Raw genomic sequence first — 14,583 nt, 5'->3', positions numbered from 1 at the left:
TGACAAATTGTGGGCTATATTAAAGCACGGGTGGACCCTGAAAAGTTAAAGAATAATGACTTGAAATTTGAAGAAAAATATCCCTATTGGGAAGATTTGTGGATCAACTATACAGAGCCTTATTCCGAAGTCCAAATTCAAAATTGGAAAGAAGAAACACAAGCAATCCAAGAATTAGAGCAAATTAGTTATGTTTCAAGAAGTGAAGGACTTGTGAAAATCCAACTAGTGCTGTTGGAAGAAGACACACGAAATTACTTTAAAGAAAAGCCACATATTGATGGTAAGCTCAAATGGTTTTCCATTCTCTTTCATGATGATGACATGAGAGAGGGCCTCGAAATCCGTAATTATGGAGAAGAAGTTTTCTTTAACCAAGTTACAAAGGAAGAAGCAGAACCAATTGTAGAAATGTTTGAACAATACAGGTTGATCACTGAATTTGTACCAGATGATACGGATTAGCACTGCAACGTTTGTTGTAGTGCTTTTTTGAGTGCGAAAATATTGAGGGGGATTTTAGGACGTAAATTGCTTAGAGAGCGAATAAAATTTGAATTCGAGCGAATAAATGCACCACAGGAGCGAATAAAACCGTCTCAGGAGCGAATAACCGCACCGCAAGAGCGAATTTAATTCTAGCTCATCAGAGTACTTGCCATTAAACCCGTACAAATGCACACAAAAAAACGAGCAGTTGAATATACTGCTCGTTTTTTCATACGATTTTTGATTTACTTATAGGTTTTTAACTTGTTTTGATTTATTTAAGCGAGTGGTGCACCATTTTTAGTAATTTCTTCTGCTGCTGCACCGAATTTTTTAAAGTTTTCATGGAACATACCAGCTAATTCAGTTGCTTTTTTATCATAAGCTTCTTTATTAGCCCAAGCATTACGCGGATTTAAAAGATTTGTTGGTACACCTTCAATTGCAGTTGGCATTGCAAGACCGAAGATAGGGTCTTTGTCGGTAAATACATCATTAAGTTTACCGTCGATAGCATCGCGTACCATTTTACGAGTGTAAGAAAGTTTCATACGACTACCTTCACCGTAGATTCCGCCAGTCCATCCAGTGTTTACTAAGAATACATTTACTTGGTGTTCATCAATTTTCTTTCCTAACATTTCTGCATAAACAGTAGCATGTAATGGGAAGAAAGGAGCTCCGAAGCAAGTTGAAAATACTGGTTCAGGTTCTACAACACCACGCTCTGTACCAGGTGTTTTAGAAGTGAAACCTGATAAGAAGTGATACATAGCCTGTTCTTTCGTTAATTTACTAATTGGAGGTAAAACACCAAAGGCATCAGCTGTTAAGAAAACAACTGTTTTTGGGTGACCTGCAACAGAAGGATCAACGATATTTTCAATGTTTTGGATTGGGTATGCAACACGAGTATTTTGTGTTAGTGTCTCATCATCGTAGTCAGGAATTCGAGTTTCAGAATCTACGATAACATTTTCAAGCACTGTACCAAATGTAATAGCGTTATAAATTTCTGGTTCTTTTTCAGCTGAAAGGTTGATTGTTTTTGCATAGCAACCACCTTCAATATTGAACACGCCGTTATCAGACCAACCATGTTCATCGTCACCGATTAGTTTACGATTACCATCTGCAGATAACGTTGTTTTACCAGTACCTGATAAACCAAAGAATAGAGCAACGTCTCCTTGTTCACCTACATTGGCAGAACAGTGCATTGGTAGGATTCCGTTTTGTGGTAATAAGTAATTCATAATACCGAAGATAGATTTTTTCATTTCTCCAGCATATTCAGTGCCGCCGATTAAAATAATACGTTTTTCTAAAGATACGATGATGAAAGTTTCTGAAGTTGTACCATCCACTTTTGGATCCGCTTTAAAAGTAGGCGCGGATAAAATAGTGAAATCAGCTTCATGTGTATTTAGTTCTTCATCAGTAGGGCGGATGAATAATTGGTGAGCAAATAGATTATGCCAAGCGTATTCATTAACAACGCGGATTGCTAAGCGAGAATCTTTGTCTGCACCTGCAAAGCCTTTAAACACAAAAACTTCTTCTTTTTGTTTTAAATAGTTAACAACTTTGTTATATAATGAATCAAACACTTCTGCAGAAATTGGTTGGTTAATTTTACCCCAATCAATTTGATCTTTAGAAGATTCTTCGACTACCATAAATTTATCTTTAGGTGAACGTCCTGTATACTTGCCTGTTACTGCACGAACAGCGCCATCAACTGTTAAGATTGCTTCACCGCGGGAAGTTGCTTTTTCCACTAATTGTGGGACTGAAAGTTGTACTGAAATGTTATTTCCTTGTAATAAACCCTTCAGTTCATTCGCAATTTCTACTGAATTCATCTTTGTTCGTACCTTCCTTTTTATGTTATTACCCTTAAATGGGTTTCTTTTCTTCATCTCGAGAATTAGTATAACACATTGAAACGAATAGTCTATACTAATTGGAAATTAATTTTTATGAATTTGATTTTTTTATTACTATAAGAAAATAAGTTTGACTTTCATAGTAATATCACTTAGTATATGCATTAGAACGGATACTCTTATCCCGAGCTGGTGGAGGGTCAGGCCCTATGAAGCCCGGCAACCTGCATTATCTTTCACGTGATGCGTTGGTGCTAATCTGATGCAAGGAAGATTCCTTGAACGATAAGAGTGAAAGGTGCTTACGAAACATATCCTTTCCTCATTGATTTTCGATGAGTGAAAGGTTTTTTTTTTCAAAAAATAGAAGCAAATCTGATTTGTTTCATTATTATATGCGATTTGTTGCATTCTATTTATATTATGTACTGGCACTTTCTATATCCTCGTGTTAAAAAAGCAGCTTATAGCTGGCTTGACGTTTAGAACATAAACGGACATGGGTAATGAGTACCGTATCTTTTTTTCGAGAGGATCTCGTTGATAATAGGAGGAAACCAAATGACAAACAGAAGATTATTTACTTCAGAAAGCGTAACAGAAGGACATCCAGATAAAATTTGTGACCAAATTTCAGATGCAATTTTGGATGCTGTTTTAGCAAAAGATCCAAATGCACGTGTAGCATGTGAAACAACGGTTACAACAGGTCTAGTACTTGTAACAGGTGAGTTAACAACTACTACGTATGTAGATATGAAAGGTATTGTTCGCGATACAGTAGCGGAAATTGGCTACACTCGTGGTAAATACGGTTTTGATGCAGAAAACCTAGCAGTACTTGTTGCTGTAGGTGAACAATCACCTGATATCGCACAAGGTGTTGACAAAGCATTAGAAGCACGTGAAGGATCTATGACAGATGCAGACATTGAAGCAATTGGTGCAGGGGACCAAGGTTTAATGTTCGGCTATGCTTGCAACGAAACACCTGAGTTAATGCCACTTCCAATTAGTTTGGCACACAAATTAGCACGTCGTTTAACAGAAGTTCGTAAATCAGGTCAATTAGATTACTTACGTCCAGATGGTAAAACACAAGTAACTATCGAATATGATGAAAATAACCATCCAGTAAGAGTGGACACAATTGTTATTTCCACTCAACACGATGAAGAAGTAACTTTAGAACAAATTAAAAAAGATTTAAAATCAGAAGTTATTGCTAAAGTTGTACCAGCAGAACTTCTAGATGACAAAACAAAATACTTTATCAATCCAACAGGCCGTTTCGTAATTGGTGGTCCTAAAGGTGATGCAGGTCTTACTGGCCGTAAAATTATCGTTGATACTTATGGCGGCTATGCTCGTCATGGTGGCGGTGCTTTCTCTGGTAAAGATGCTACAAAAGTTGACCGTTCTGGTGCATATGCAGCTCGTTATGTTGCAAAAAATATTGTTGCCGCAGGTCTTGCAGAACGTGCAGAAGTACAACTTGCATATGCAATCGGCGTTGCACAACCAGTATCTATCGCAATCGATACTTTTGGTACTGGGAAAGTTAAAGAAAGTGATTTAGTTGAAGCGGTTCGAGAATTCTTTGACTTGCGTCCAGCAGGAATTATTAAAATGCTAGACTTACGTCGCCCAATTTACAAACAAACAGCAGCTTACGGACACTTCGGTCGTACAGATTTGAATGTTCCTTGGGAAAATACAGACAAAGTATCTGCATTAAAAGCAAAATTTGCTGATTCTTTAAAATAACAGTGAAGTATTTACACAAAAATAAAAAGTCGTTCACAAAAAGTGAACGACTTTTTATTTTTGATTAATCTTTTCAATAACCTCAATGGCTTCATCAATTGTTGCTACATCAAAAATTTGAATATTACTGTTAATCTCCTTTCGAAATTTATTAGCTTCTTCTTTATTCCCACTAGGGATAATTAGATAAGAAATACCTGAAATACTAGCGATTTGGATTTTCTCTTTTAACATGCCAATTGTCTTTACGTTACCATTTTTGTCGATTGCTCCCGTTATAGCAATAGGGTGTTCGTTTTGTAAACCTTCATTTTTAACTTTTCCAGACAATACAAGTGCCAAACCTCCGCTATCTCCACCGATACGTTCTCTATTTAGAAAGGCATCTATTTTTTTCTCTGTCTTTTGATCGGTTTGCTCTAAATAGTAACTAACATTTTTCTTCATTTGTTCAGTAGTGTCTTCTTTAAGATGAAGCCAGCTTAAAAGTTGTCTATTTTTACTAGCATAGCGATCTTTATTATCACCTTCAACGATAGCAAGTGGCTTGACATGTTGTCTTTCTAAGATTTTCGAAACATCTAATTTATTTTTTGTTAAAGAGAATTCTACACTATTCACACCAAGTAAATAGATATTAGTCCCTTCGATAATTTCCTCAGGTGGCTGATAAAGAAGTGCCACATGTGTTGTAGCATCATAAAAAATTAGCGGAAGCTCATAACAAAATAATATAAAAAGTATACAAACTGCATAGCTGATTTTTCTTTTGTATACTTTTTTCCTTTTTAAAATACGAACAGTTGTTAGAATAATTAGGCTAAGTAAAAAGAAAAGAATAAAAGATGAACCACTAATTTTGTTTTGAAGATATAGTAGTAGAAATATGGGATAAAATAAAATGCACAAAAAGCTAACTAAAAGAAAAGACATATTCTTTTTATTTCTAAAAATGAGAAATTCACTCCTTATATTACTTGATATGCCTATCTGGATTTTAATATTGAAACTGGAACATAATAGTATATAAAACTATTTATACTATTATGTTGGATGATAGAACGTAAAATAACATTCAAACTGTTTCAGATTCAACAGACATTAACGGGTAGTAAGAATAGCAAGCAAAATAAAAAGAAGATGAAGAAGAGTGATTCCTAGGAAAGAAGGCTGAATAAACACAGAATTACTGTTTAAAGTTTAATCCATAATAATTTCATTTTTAGGATCATGTTTTTTGAGTAAAATAACAAACAGACTGCCTAATGCACAAAATACCCCTGAAAGTATAAATGCCCATGTGTAAGAATCAAAGATATTGTAGATAAGTCCACCACCATAAGCAGCAACTGCTGCACCAACTTGATGAAATGCGACCATCCAACCGTACATCATAGCACTTTTCTTCATACCGAACTCGCGTCTTGCAAGGCCAATAGTAGGAGGTACTGTTGCAATCCAATCAAGGCCATAGAAAACTGAGAAAATAACAAGTAGAGTAATAGAGCCGTTATTTAATGCAAAAGGTAAAAACAATAGGGAAAGGCCCCGAAGCCCATAATAAGAAAATAATAGCCAACGATTATCAATTTTATCACTAAGCCAACCGGATAAAGTTGTACCAACCAGATCGAATATTCCCATAAAACTTAACATCGAAGCAGCAAGAACCATCGGAATACCATAACTCATGCAATATCCTACAAAATGAGTACCAATTAGACCAGTAGTTGAAAGACCACAAATAAAGAAACTGCCAGCTAAAAGCCAAAATGCTTTGCTTTTACTTCCCTCTATTAAAGAGATCCATACAATTTTAAAAGGGTTTTCATTTGAAGTAGTATTGGTACTGATTTTAAACTCATCCTTAACAGCTCCTAATGCTGTGATTCCAAGCTGTTTGGGCCAATCCTTCATGAAGAGTACTATTATTAAGAGCATAATAGTACTTAGACCAAAGATTAATGCAATAGCATGGTGCCAACTATACTGCTCTATTAACCTTGCGAGAATAGGTAGCAATACAAGTTGCCCGGTTGCTGTAGCAGCAGTTAAAATACCAACAGCTAGACCACGGTGTTTGACAAACCAACGATTTCCAATTTGTGTGCTTAATACGGTCAAAAATAAGCCAGAACCAATTCCAATCATGACACCCCAAATTAAAATAAGTTGCCATTCCTCTGTCATGACAAAAGTTAAGCCAAGGCCTAGTGTTAAAAGTGCCATGGATGCAATCATTGTTCTTTTTAATCCGAATCTTTCGACAAATGCAGCCATAAAAGGCCCTGAAAAACCATACAAAAAAAGTCCTACAGCAAAAGCGAAGGATATAACAGGTCTACTCCAACCAAACTCAGCTTCAAAGGGTTCTATAAAAACACCCGAAGACGAACGTATTATGCCTGCTACGATGATAGAAAAGAAAGTAATAACTAATATTACCCAACTATAGTGGATCTTTTTCATATAAGCATCTCCAATATAAAAGTTCATATAAGTACGGAAGGTTCAGAATACTAATCTGAACCTTCATAAGAAAATCTTCTATTAAGTAAAAGCTAACGTGTAAGTGGATTATTTTGTACTGATTTATAATATTGTCCTTTTTCATAGTATTCGTTAAGAATACGATCCATATCTTTTTTATCCTCATCTGTAAGTTCTCTAATAACTTTCGCAGGTCGGCCAAATGCTAATGTATTTGGTGGGATCTTCTTTCCTTGTGTAACAAGGCTACCAGCACCTATAAAAGCCCCTTCTCCGATTTCGGCACCATCTAAAACAATAGAAGCCATACCAATGAGTGCGCCTTTTTTAATATGACAGCTATGCAAAGTCACTTGATGTCCAACTGTTACTTCATCTTCTAGGATAAGTGGTGCTATAGGGCTTTGATGTAAACAACATAAATCTTGAACATTTACTTTTCGACCTATAATAGTAGGAGAAACATCTCCTCGAATAACGGTGTTATAAAAAATAGACGAATCTGGACCTATTGTCACATCTCCGGTTATAACTACATTGTCACCGATGAAAACAGATGGGTCAATAGATGGCTTTTTATCTTTAAAAGGATAAATCATTAAAAAACGCCTCTTTTCTAGCTCAGATTTTTTATAATAATCGTAACAAACTCATATAATAATTGGAACAGAAAAAAATAGAATACGTTAAAATAGAGATAGGATTTTATGAGGAGAGAAGTAATATGTGGAAATGGGAAGCTGAAGGTCAGGCGAAAGCTGTTGTAGTATTTATACATAGCGCATATGAGCATCATAGAAGATATGCATGGTTAATCGAAAAATTAAGAATGTCTGGAATGCATGTCATTACTGGTGATTTACCAGGACACGGTGAAGAGAGTAGAAGAAAAAAAGCGCATGACGAAGATTTTAGAGAGTATGGAAAATTTATTCGTCAAATGATGAAGGTAGCGTTAACTTACAATCTACCAATATTTATAATTGGTCACGGTTTAGGAGCAACTCTCGCTATTCAAATAGAAAGAAAACATAAATACGAATGTGCTGGAATAATTTTAACATCTCCGTGGATGCACTTAATACACCAACCATCAAAATTATCAAATGCTTTAACAGGGCTTAGTAAATTAACAGGAAATTTAAAAATTCACCATGACATTACGGTTAAACAACTAACACGTAGTTATGAATTTTATAAAGAAGAAAAAGATGATATTTACTATAATTCTGATATTACTGTGAACTGGTATCGAGAATTGCATCAATTTATGAAGAATATTGTTATGACTCAGGGTGATTTTCCAGATATACCTATATTATTAATGAATGGTGGCAATGATAAAGTTGTTTCCTCAGCCCATAGTAAAAAATGGCTGATGCAACAAAATGTATCAGAAATGCAATACAAGGAATGGATAGTTTGTTATCACGATCTTTATCAAGAACCAGAACGGGATGATATTTATAAGTATATGGAGTCCTTTATGTATAATGCGTTGCGTAATATTGGCTATATTATTTAGTAAATAGAAGTATGGCTATTATAAGTAGATAATTTACTTATGATAGCCATTTTCTTTTTAAATATATTATTAATAACATATCTTTTTAAAAAGATATTCAGGAAATGTCTTGAAAATTATTGTATATTCATTAAATGAAATGAATATTAATTCACACCTTAATTATAAAGATATGCATTGATTTTTTCTGTTTGTATCATCACCAGTGGACAATTTTTGTATTTTGTGAACGATTTCAATGAGGATTGTCATAAAATACCTATATAAAGCCATTTTTGAAGGGTTAGATTATTAAAAAAATGTCACAATGTCCACTCTGGAAATACATATTGTGTCTATTTTGTGTCCATTCTTATGTAAACGGTTACAAATAATGCATAACTATATATATTTATATTAAAATAAAAAATGTAATGTAAAAGTTAAAATGATATTTAAAGAGAATTTTTAAATTCTTCCGAATGTTTTGGTATTAATAGTTGTAAAAAGTTATTATGATGGGAGACAACAAGATGAAAAACATTATTGATTCTATTTATGATGTTTTATGGGGACCTTGGATGATTTACGGCATTTTACTAGTTGGTTTGGTTTTTACCATCTTAACAAAAGGTGTACAAGTTAGGTTTCTAAAAGATATGTTTGGACAAATTTTTCATGGCGAAAAGTCAGAATCGGGTGTATCTTCATTCCAAGCAATGTCTATGGCGTTATCTGGTAGGATAGGTACCGGGAATATTGCTGGTACTGCTACAGCAATTGCCTTTGGTGGTCCAGGAGCTGTGTTCTGGATGTGGGTAACAGCGTTTATCGGATCTGCTACTGCTTACGTGGAGTCAACACTTGCTCAAATATATAAAGAAGAAAAAAATGGTCAATACCGTGGTGGTCCAGCTTATTATATCCATAAATTCACGGGTAAAAAATGGCTAGGGATGATTTTCGCGGTAGCAGCTCTTGTAGCGATGACACTACTTCAACCAACTGTTCAATCTAACGCAATTGCCGATGCTATGAATAACGCATTCGATATTCCACATTGGGTATCTGGCTTATTTGTTTGCTTAATCTTAGGAACGATCATTGTTGGCGGAGTAAAACGGATTGCTAATGCAGCATCTATTATCGTACCATTTATGGCTATAGGCTATATATTAGTAGCAGCTATTATTATCATTATTAATATAGATAAAGTACCAGATATATTTGCGTTAATATTCCGTAGTGCATTTGGCGCTGAACAAATGTTTAGTGGTATGTTAGGTGCAGCGATTGCATGGGGTGTTAAACGTGGGATTTATGCAAATGAGGCTGGTCAAGGGACTGGTCCTCACTCTGCTGCAGCTGCAGAAGTATCACATCCTGTTAAACAAGGTCTAGTGCAAGCAGCGTCTGTATACTTAGATACATTTTTAGTTTGTACAGCAACAGCCTTAATGATTTTGTTTACAGGAATGTTTAATGTTCAACTTGATGATGGTGCGGGTAAATTTATTGTTGAAAATATTCCAGGAATAGATGCAGGAACAGCTTATACGCAAGCAGCTGTAGATGCGGCGTTTCCAATAGGAGGATTTGGTGCAGCATTTGTTGCAATAGCATTATTCTTCTTTGCCTTCACAACAACAATGGCATATTATTATATTGCAGAAACAAACGTTGCCTTCATCTTTGATGGGAAAAAGCAAAAAATTGCAATTCGAGTTGTCCAATTATTGATCATTATCGCAACATATTTTGGTGCGGTAAGGACTTCAAAATCAGCATGGACTTTAGGCGATATTGGTCTAGGAATAATGGTTTGGGTGAATGTAATTTCTTTAGTATTTTTAGTCAAACCAACCCTCATTGCTCTTAAAGACTATGAACAACAGAAAAAAGACGGAAAAGATCCACAATTTAATCCTGAAAAGCTCGGTATTAAAAATGCTGATTTCTGGGAAGAAAAAAATAAAGGAAAAAATTAAATTAAATAAGGTTCAAATATAAAAAAACTAGGGGATTTATAATGACCCCTAGTTTTTTGCGTTGTATTGAATGTAAGGCATAGAATTTACATTTGATGTATCCCTTTATAAATGTTCCAAATTTCCCTCTTCATGATCAATGCTCTTTAATGCTGCTTCTTCAGCAGGGATACGAACTAGCATCATCACCATATTCAATATCGTAAAAATAACTGCAGTGAAGTATGCTTGGAAGATTAATGGAATAACTAAAATTTCTAAAGCAACAATGACATAATTAGGATGCGAGATCCATTTATAAGGTCCTTTTTTTACTAAGTTGGCATTTGGTAAAACAATAATTTTAGTATTCCAAAAATGTCCTAAAGATTTAATCACCCAAATACGACTAATTTGTAGAAGGAAGAATAACGTTAGAAGCAAGACCCAAAGGACGTTAAGTGATGGGCTTTTTACAAGATATTCTAGTAGAAGACTGCAGAGAAATAAAATATGTAGTGCAACGATAAATGGATAATGAGATTGGCCAAATTCAATTGCTCCTCGTTGTTTCATATACTGTTCGTTTCTTTTAGCAATTCGCAACTCTACTAATCTTTGGATACAAATTAATGTGAATACAATTACAAATAACATTTCATCACTCCCATTCAAGTAAAACCAGTTCACCACTGAATCCTGGTCCCAGTGAAGCCATGATCCCAATTTCACCGTAGTTTGGTTGTTGATCCATCACGTATTTCAATACATAAAGTACTGTTGGGGAAGACATATTGCCATGACGTTTTAAAACAATTGAACTTGGTGCAAGCAGTTCTTTTGGAAGTTCTAAAGCAGTTTCGTATGCTGCGAGAACTTTTTTTCCACCTGGATGTGCGATAAATTGAGAAATTTCATCTATTGAATGTTTATTTTTTGTGAGAAAGCTTTCTACAAATGGAGCAAACCATTTTTCGATTATACTTGGAATACTTTTTGCGAATATTACATGCAACCCGTTGTCCTCGATGCGCCAACCCATAACATCTTCAGAATTTGGCAGTAATTTTGATGCGGTTCCTTTAATACTAGGTAAAATTTTATTTGTGGATTTTTTTACTTGGTCCCCACTAACTAAAACACATGCGACTCCATCACCAAAAAGAGAAGTACCTATAAAGTTACTCTTATTTAAATCCTCTGGTTGAAAAGTGAGACTACAAAGTTCCAAACAAATAACTAATACCAATGAATCTGGGTGTGCTAAACAATAGTCATTTGCGCGACTAATGCCCGCTGCTCCACCACCACACCCAAGCCCCCATATCGGTATCCGAACAACGCTATCTGAGAAGGATAACTGATTGATCAATCTTGCTTCAATACTCGGTGTTGAAATACCAGTAGTTGAGACAAAAATTATAGCATCTATATCCTCGACATCTACACTAGGTACTTGTGCCAAACAATCTTGAATGACTTTTACACCATACTCTGTTGCCAATTCGATGTATAAATCATTTTTTTCTGAGAAAGTATGATTGGTTTGATACCATTCTATTGGCATGGCGAGTTGACGATTATGAATTTCAGCATTCTTAAATACTTTCAAATAACGTTCAAGCTTATTCATCTTTCCTGTAAATAGTTCTCCAATAAATTTCTCGGCAATGTCTTGCGTAAGCAAATGAGGAGGAGAATAGGTACTAACAGCTTGAATTTTTGGCAATTGTAAACTCCTTTTTTGATTGGATGTATCAGTCTATGCGCAATATTAAAAGTTTAAAACAAAAGAGTATATGACATTATTCGTTTCAAAAGTTTGAATAAAAGATCAAAACTAATTTTTATTAATAGATTTAGAAATACTAAATCTAAAAAAATTAGAAAATATTAAATACACATTTTGCATATAATAAGCAACAAAACAAAAAGGGGTGCTTATATGGGCAAAAGGAAAAGTCTTATATTTGTTGCGATCTTCGCTATAGTTGTTTCGACGTTTCTAGTAGCTTGTGGTAATTCAAATAGTAGTTCTGGGGATAAGAAGGATAAGAGTTTAGTAATCGCAATTGGTTCAGATATTATTTCTTTTGATATTCACAATCATAACAATACATCTACTGAATCGGTTCATCAAAATATGTTCGACTATTTGTTTAAACGAGATGAAAACAATGAGATAAAACCAGACTTAGTAGAAACTTATAAGATAGTAAATGACACTACGTTAGAAGCAAAGTTAAAAGAGGGTGTTAAATTCCACAATGGAGATCCATTAACTTCAGAAGATGTTAAGTACACATTAGAGCGTGTTGCTAAAGACGAGACCTTAAAAGAATACCCTAATTATAAACAGATAAAAGAAGTACAAATTATTGATGATTTAAACTTTAAAATAATTACTTATAAAGCTGAACCCTCGCTTCTCCACAGACTATCACGTCTAGGTTCAGGGATATTGCCAAGTAAATATATTAAAGAAAAAGGATTTGACTACTTTTTAGAACATCCAATTGGAACAGGACCTTATAAATTTAAAGAATGGGTACGTGATGAAAAGGTAGTATTTGAACCATTTAAAGATTATTTTAAAGGAAAAGTAGATACATGGGATAAAGTGACTTTCCGTGTTATTCCTGAGAATTCAACACGCGTGTCTGAATTACTAACGGGAGGGGTAGATATCGCAACGAATATTCCTCCAAGTGATTGGAAACGTGTTGAAGATAATGATGGAACATCTTTGAAACAGGAAATTTCAAACCGAACTATTATGTTGATACTACGGGCTACAAAAGGTTATCCAACATCAGATGTACGTGTCCGACAAGCTATCGACTATGCGATCGATGATAAATCATTAGCAGAAAATGCTCTTAAAGGCGGGGGCATTCCTACATTGACAAAAGTGGGGCCTGGCAACTTTGGGGCAAATCCAGATTTATATGACCAATATCATTTTGATATTGATAAAGCAAAAGCATTACTTAAAGAAGCTGGATACGAAAAAGGATTTGAAATGACGTTACATTCTCCTAAAGGACGTTATTTACAAGATGCCGAAGTGACAGAAATGATTGCTGGTATGCTATCAAAGGTGAATATTAAAGTAAAGATTGACTTTATGGAATGGAGCAAGTTTGTTGAAATGCGAACAGCTAAAAAGAATAAGGATGCATACTTGCTAGGTTTAGGTAATTCAATGTTTGATGGTGCATATGCAGTAGATTGGTATAGAGCTGAAAGAAATATCGGAGAAACAGATTATAAGAATAACAAAATTGAAAAGTTATTAGAAGAATCTGCTTCCAATATGGATGCTGAAAGTCGCACAAAACAGCTACAAGAAATCGAATCAATTGTTGCAGAGGATGTACCACATATACACCTTTACCAAGAGAAAATCTATACTGGCGTGAACGATAGAGTGGATTATACACCTACACAGGATGAAATGCTGTATGTGCCAACTATTAAACGAAAATAAAAGGGGATTAGATAGAGAGGCCAGGAAATAACTTCCTGGCTTCCCTTGTATAAAGGAGAGAAGCAAATGATAAAATTTTTGGTTAAAAGATTATTAGAGTTTATACCAGTTTTGTTCATCATCTCTTTTATAGTATTTGCATTGGTCTATATTGCAGGTGACCCTGTTGCATTGATGCTGCCAGAAGATGCAAGTACGGAAGATATCGAAAATTTAAGAATTGCTCTGGGGTTAGACCAACCTTTTATCGTTCAGTACGGTAAATATTTTATCGGTCTAGTGACAGGTGATTTTGGCGAATCATTTCGATATAATGCGGCTGCTTTACCTTTGGTATTAGAACGTTTGCCGGCAACTTTAGAACTGGCTGTAGCAGCATTAACGATAGCAATTGTTGTTTCAATTCCTTTAGGTATTTGGTCTGCGACAAGAAAAAATACACCAATAGATTTATTAGCTACTGGTGCAGCAGTTATTGGCAAGGCAATGCCAAATTTCTGGTTGGGCATTATGTTAATCCTATTCTTTTCAGTTATATTGGGGTGGTTTCCTGTGTCTGGTAGAGGGACATTCATTCATTTAGTTTTACCAGCAGTTACACTTGCAACGGGGATTGCAGCAGAAATGACACGTCTAATTAGATCCAATATGGTGGAGATTTTGAGCCAAGATTATATTCGTACAGCCAAAAGTAAAGGACTAAAAAAGTTTTTCATCGTTTATAAGCATGCTTTTCGAAATTCTCTTATTCCTGTAATTACAATTACAGCTCTACAAACCTCTACATTAGTTGGAGGAGCACTTATTACTGAAACTGTATTTTCTTGGCCGGGATTAGGACAGCTATTAATTCAGGCAGTAAATACGAGAGATATGGCAATTGTTCAAGCGAGTGTGTTTGTCATTTCCATCCTAGTAATTGTTATGAATCTCCTAGCTGATATTGCATATCGTCTCTTAAATCCTAGGATCAAATTTAACTAATGT

General features: G+C 34.9%; 12 protein-coding genes and 1 riboswitch. Of the genes, 6 read left to right on the top strand and 6 right to left on the bottom strand.

Annotated features, from left to right (window positions below; all coding sequences use genetic code 11):
• Positions 1-9 precede the first annotated feature (9 nt).
• Positions 10-465 carry a hypothetical protein gene (locus Q0977_RS02610; RefSeq protein WP_299510332.1) on the top strand — a complete coding sequence of 152 codons (456 nt, stop codon included), beginning with the start codon at positions 10-12 and terminating at the stop codon, positions 463-465.
• Positions 466-767: 302 nt separating this feature from the next.
• Here the strand turns inward: Q0977_RS02610 and pckA are convergent, their stop codons facing one another.
• Positions 768-2,354, bottom strand: a complete 1,587-nt coding sequence (pckA, locus tag Q0977_RS02605; RefSeq protein ID WP_299510330.1) for a phosphoenolpyruvate carboxykinase (ATP) — start codon at positions 2,352-2,354, stop codon at positions 768-770.
• Between the two features lie 200 nt (positions 2,355-2,554).
• A riboswitch (SAM riboswitch) is annotated at positions 2,555-2,670 on the top strand.
• 269 nt (positions 2,671-2,939) lie between these two features.
• Here pckA and metK point away from each other — a divergent pair.
• On the top strand, positions 2,940-4,145 hold the full coding sequence (metK, locus tag Q0977_RS02600) for a methionine adenosyltransferase (RefSeq protein ID WP_299510328.1): 1,206 nt from the start codon (positions 2,940-2,942) through the stop codon (positions 4,143-4,145).
• Positions 4,146-4,199: 54 nt separating this feature from the next.
• Here metK and Q0977_RS02595 read toward each other — a convergent pair whose 3' ends face one another.
• From Q0977_RS02595 to Q0977_RS02585, 3 genes are all read right to left on the bottom strand, one after another.
• Positions 4,200-4,829 carry a S16 family serine protease gene (locus Q0977_RS02595; RefSeq protein ID WP_299510326.1) on the bottom strand — a complete coding sequence of 210 codons (630 nt, stop codon included), beginning with the start codon at positions 4,827-4,829 and terminating at the stop codon, positions 4,200-4,202.
• A gap of 516 nt (positions 4,830-5,345) precedes the next feature.
• Positions 5,346-6,614, bottom strand: a complete 1,269-nt coding sequence (locus Q0977_RS02590; RefSeq protein WP_299510324.1) for an MFS transporter — start codon at positions 6,612-6,614, stop codon at positions 5,346-5,348.
• A 92-nt stretch (positions 6,615-6,706) separates the two neighbouring features.
• Complete coding sequence (locus Q0977_RS02585) at positions 6,707-7,234, bottom strand: gamma carbonic anhydrase family protein (protein ID WP_119417151.1); 528 nt, start codon at positions 7,232-7,234, stop codon at positions 6,707-6,709.
• A 125-nt stretch (positions 7,235-7,359) separates the two neighbouring features.
• Between Q0977_RS02585 and Q0977_RS02580 the strand changes: the two genes are divergently transcribed.
• Together Q0977_RS02580 and Q0977_RS02575 are read left to right on the top strand one after the other, a co-directional pair.
• Positions 7,360-8,160, top strand: coding sequence for an alpha/beta hydrolase (locus tag Q0977_RS02580; RefSeq protein WP_119417152.1), 801 nt, complete (start codon positions 7,360-7,362; stop codon positions 8,158-8,160).
• Between the two features lie 512 nt (positions 8,161-8,672).
• The gene (locus Q0977_RS02575; RefSeq protein WP_119417153.1) at positions 8,673-10,127 is read left to right on the top strand and encodes a sodium:alanine symporter family protein; all 1,455 of its coding nucleotides are present in this window, start codon (positions 8,673-8,675) and stop codon (positions 10,125-10,127) included.
• A 105-nt stretch (positions 10,128-10,232) separates the two neighbouring features.
• Here Q0977_RS02575 and Q0977_RS02570 read toward each other — a convergent pair whose 3' ends face one another.
• Together Q0977_RS02570 and Q0977_RS02565 are read right to left on the bottom strand one after the other, a co-directional pair.
• Complete coding sequence (locus tag Q0977_RS02570) at positions 10,233-10,763, bottom strand: isoprenylcysteine carboxyl methyltransferase family protein (protein WP_119417154.1); 531 nt, start codon at positions 10,761-10,763, stop codon at positions 10,233-10,235.
• Positions 10,764-10,767: 4 nt separating this feature from the next.
• Entirely contained in the window at positions 10,768-11,835 is a 1,068-nt protein-coding gene (locus Q0977_RS02565) for a type III polyketide synthase (protein WP_119417155.1), read from the bottom strand.
• Positions 11,836-12,051: 216 nt separating this feature from the next.
• Here Q0977_RS02565 and Q0977_RS02560 point away from each other — a divergent pair, with 216 nt between their 5' ends.
• Complete coding sequence (locus Q0977_RS02560; protein ID WP_124218369.1) at positions 12,052-13,596, top strand: ABC transporter substrate-binding protein; 1,545 nt, start codon at positions 12,052-12,054, stop codon at positions 13,594-13,596.
• A gap of 66 nt (positions 13,597-13,662) precedes the next feature.
• Positions 13,663-14,580, top strand: coding sequence for an ABC transporter permease (locus Q0977_RS02555; protein ID WP_299510310.1), 918 nt, complete (start codon positions 13,663-13,665; stop codon positions 14,578-14,580).
• Positions 14,581-14,583: the final 3 nt, after the last annotated feature.

Origin of the sequence: uncultured Rummeliibacillus sp. (genome assembly GCF_934216135.1) — a bacterium.
Lineage (GTDB): Bacteria > Bacillota > Bacilli > Bacillales_A > Planococcaceae > Rummeliibacillus.
Note: the sequence above shows the minus strand (reverse complement) of the source record. Positions and strands in the feature narration are given on the sequence as shown.

Excerpts from the sequence above, each read along its gene's own strand:
- Q0977_RS02575 (WP_119417153.1), top strand. The coding sequence starts at position 8,673 with ATGAAAAACATTATTGATTCTATTTATGATGTTTTATGGGGACCTTGG.
- pckA (WP_299510330.1), bottom strand. The coding sequence starts at position 2,354 with ATGAATTCAGTAGAAATTGCGAATGAACTGAAGGGTTTATTACAAGGA.
- Q0977_RS02555 (WP_299510310.1), top strand. The coding sequence starts at position 13,663 with ATGATAAAATTTTTGGTTAAAAGATTATTAGAGTTTATACCAGTTTTG.
- metK (WP_299510328.1), top strand. The coding sequence starts at position 2,940 with ATGACAAACAGAAGATTATTTACTTCAGAAAGCGTAACAGAAGGACAT.
- Q0977_RS02590 (WP_299510324.1), bottom strand. The coding sequence starts at position 6,614 with ATGAAAAAGATCCACTATAGTTGGGTAATATTAGTTATTACTTTCTTT.
- Q0977_RS02585 (WP_119417151.1), bottom strand. The coding sequence starts at position 7,234 with ATGATTTATCCTTTTAAAGATAAAAAGCCATCTATTGACCCATCTGTT.
- Q0977_RS02570 (WP_119417154.1), bottom strand. The coding sequence starts at position 10,763 with ATGTTATTTGTAATTGTATTCACATTAATTTGTATCCAAAGATTAGTA.
- Q0977_RS02580 (WP_119417152.1), top strand. The coding sequence starts at position 7,360 with ATGTGGAAATGGGAAGCTGAAGGTCAGGCGAAAGCTGTTGTAGTATTT.
- Q0977_RS02560 (WP_124218369.1), top strand. The coding sequence starts at position 12,052 with ATGGGCAAAAGGAAAAGTCTTATATTTGTTGCGATCTTCGCTATAGTT.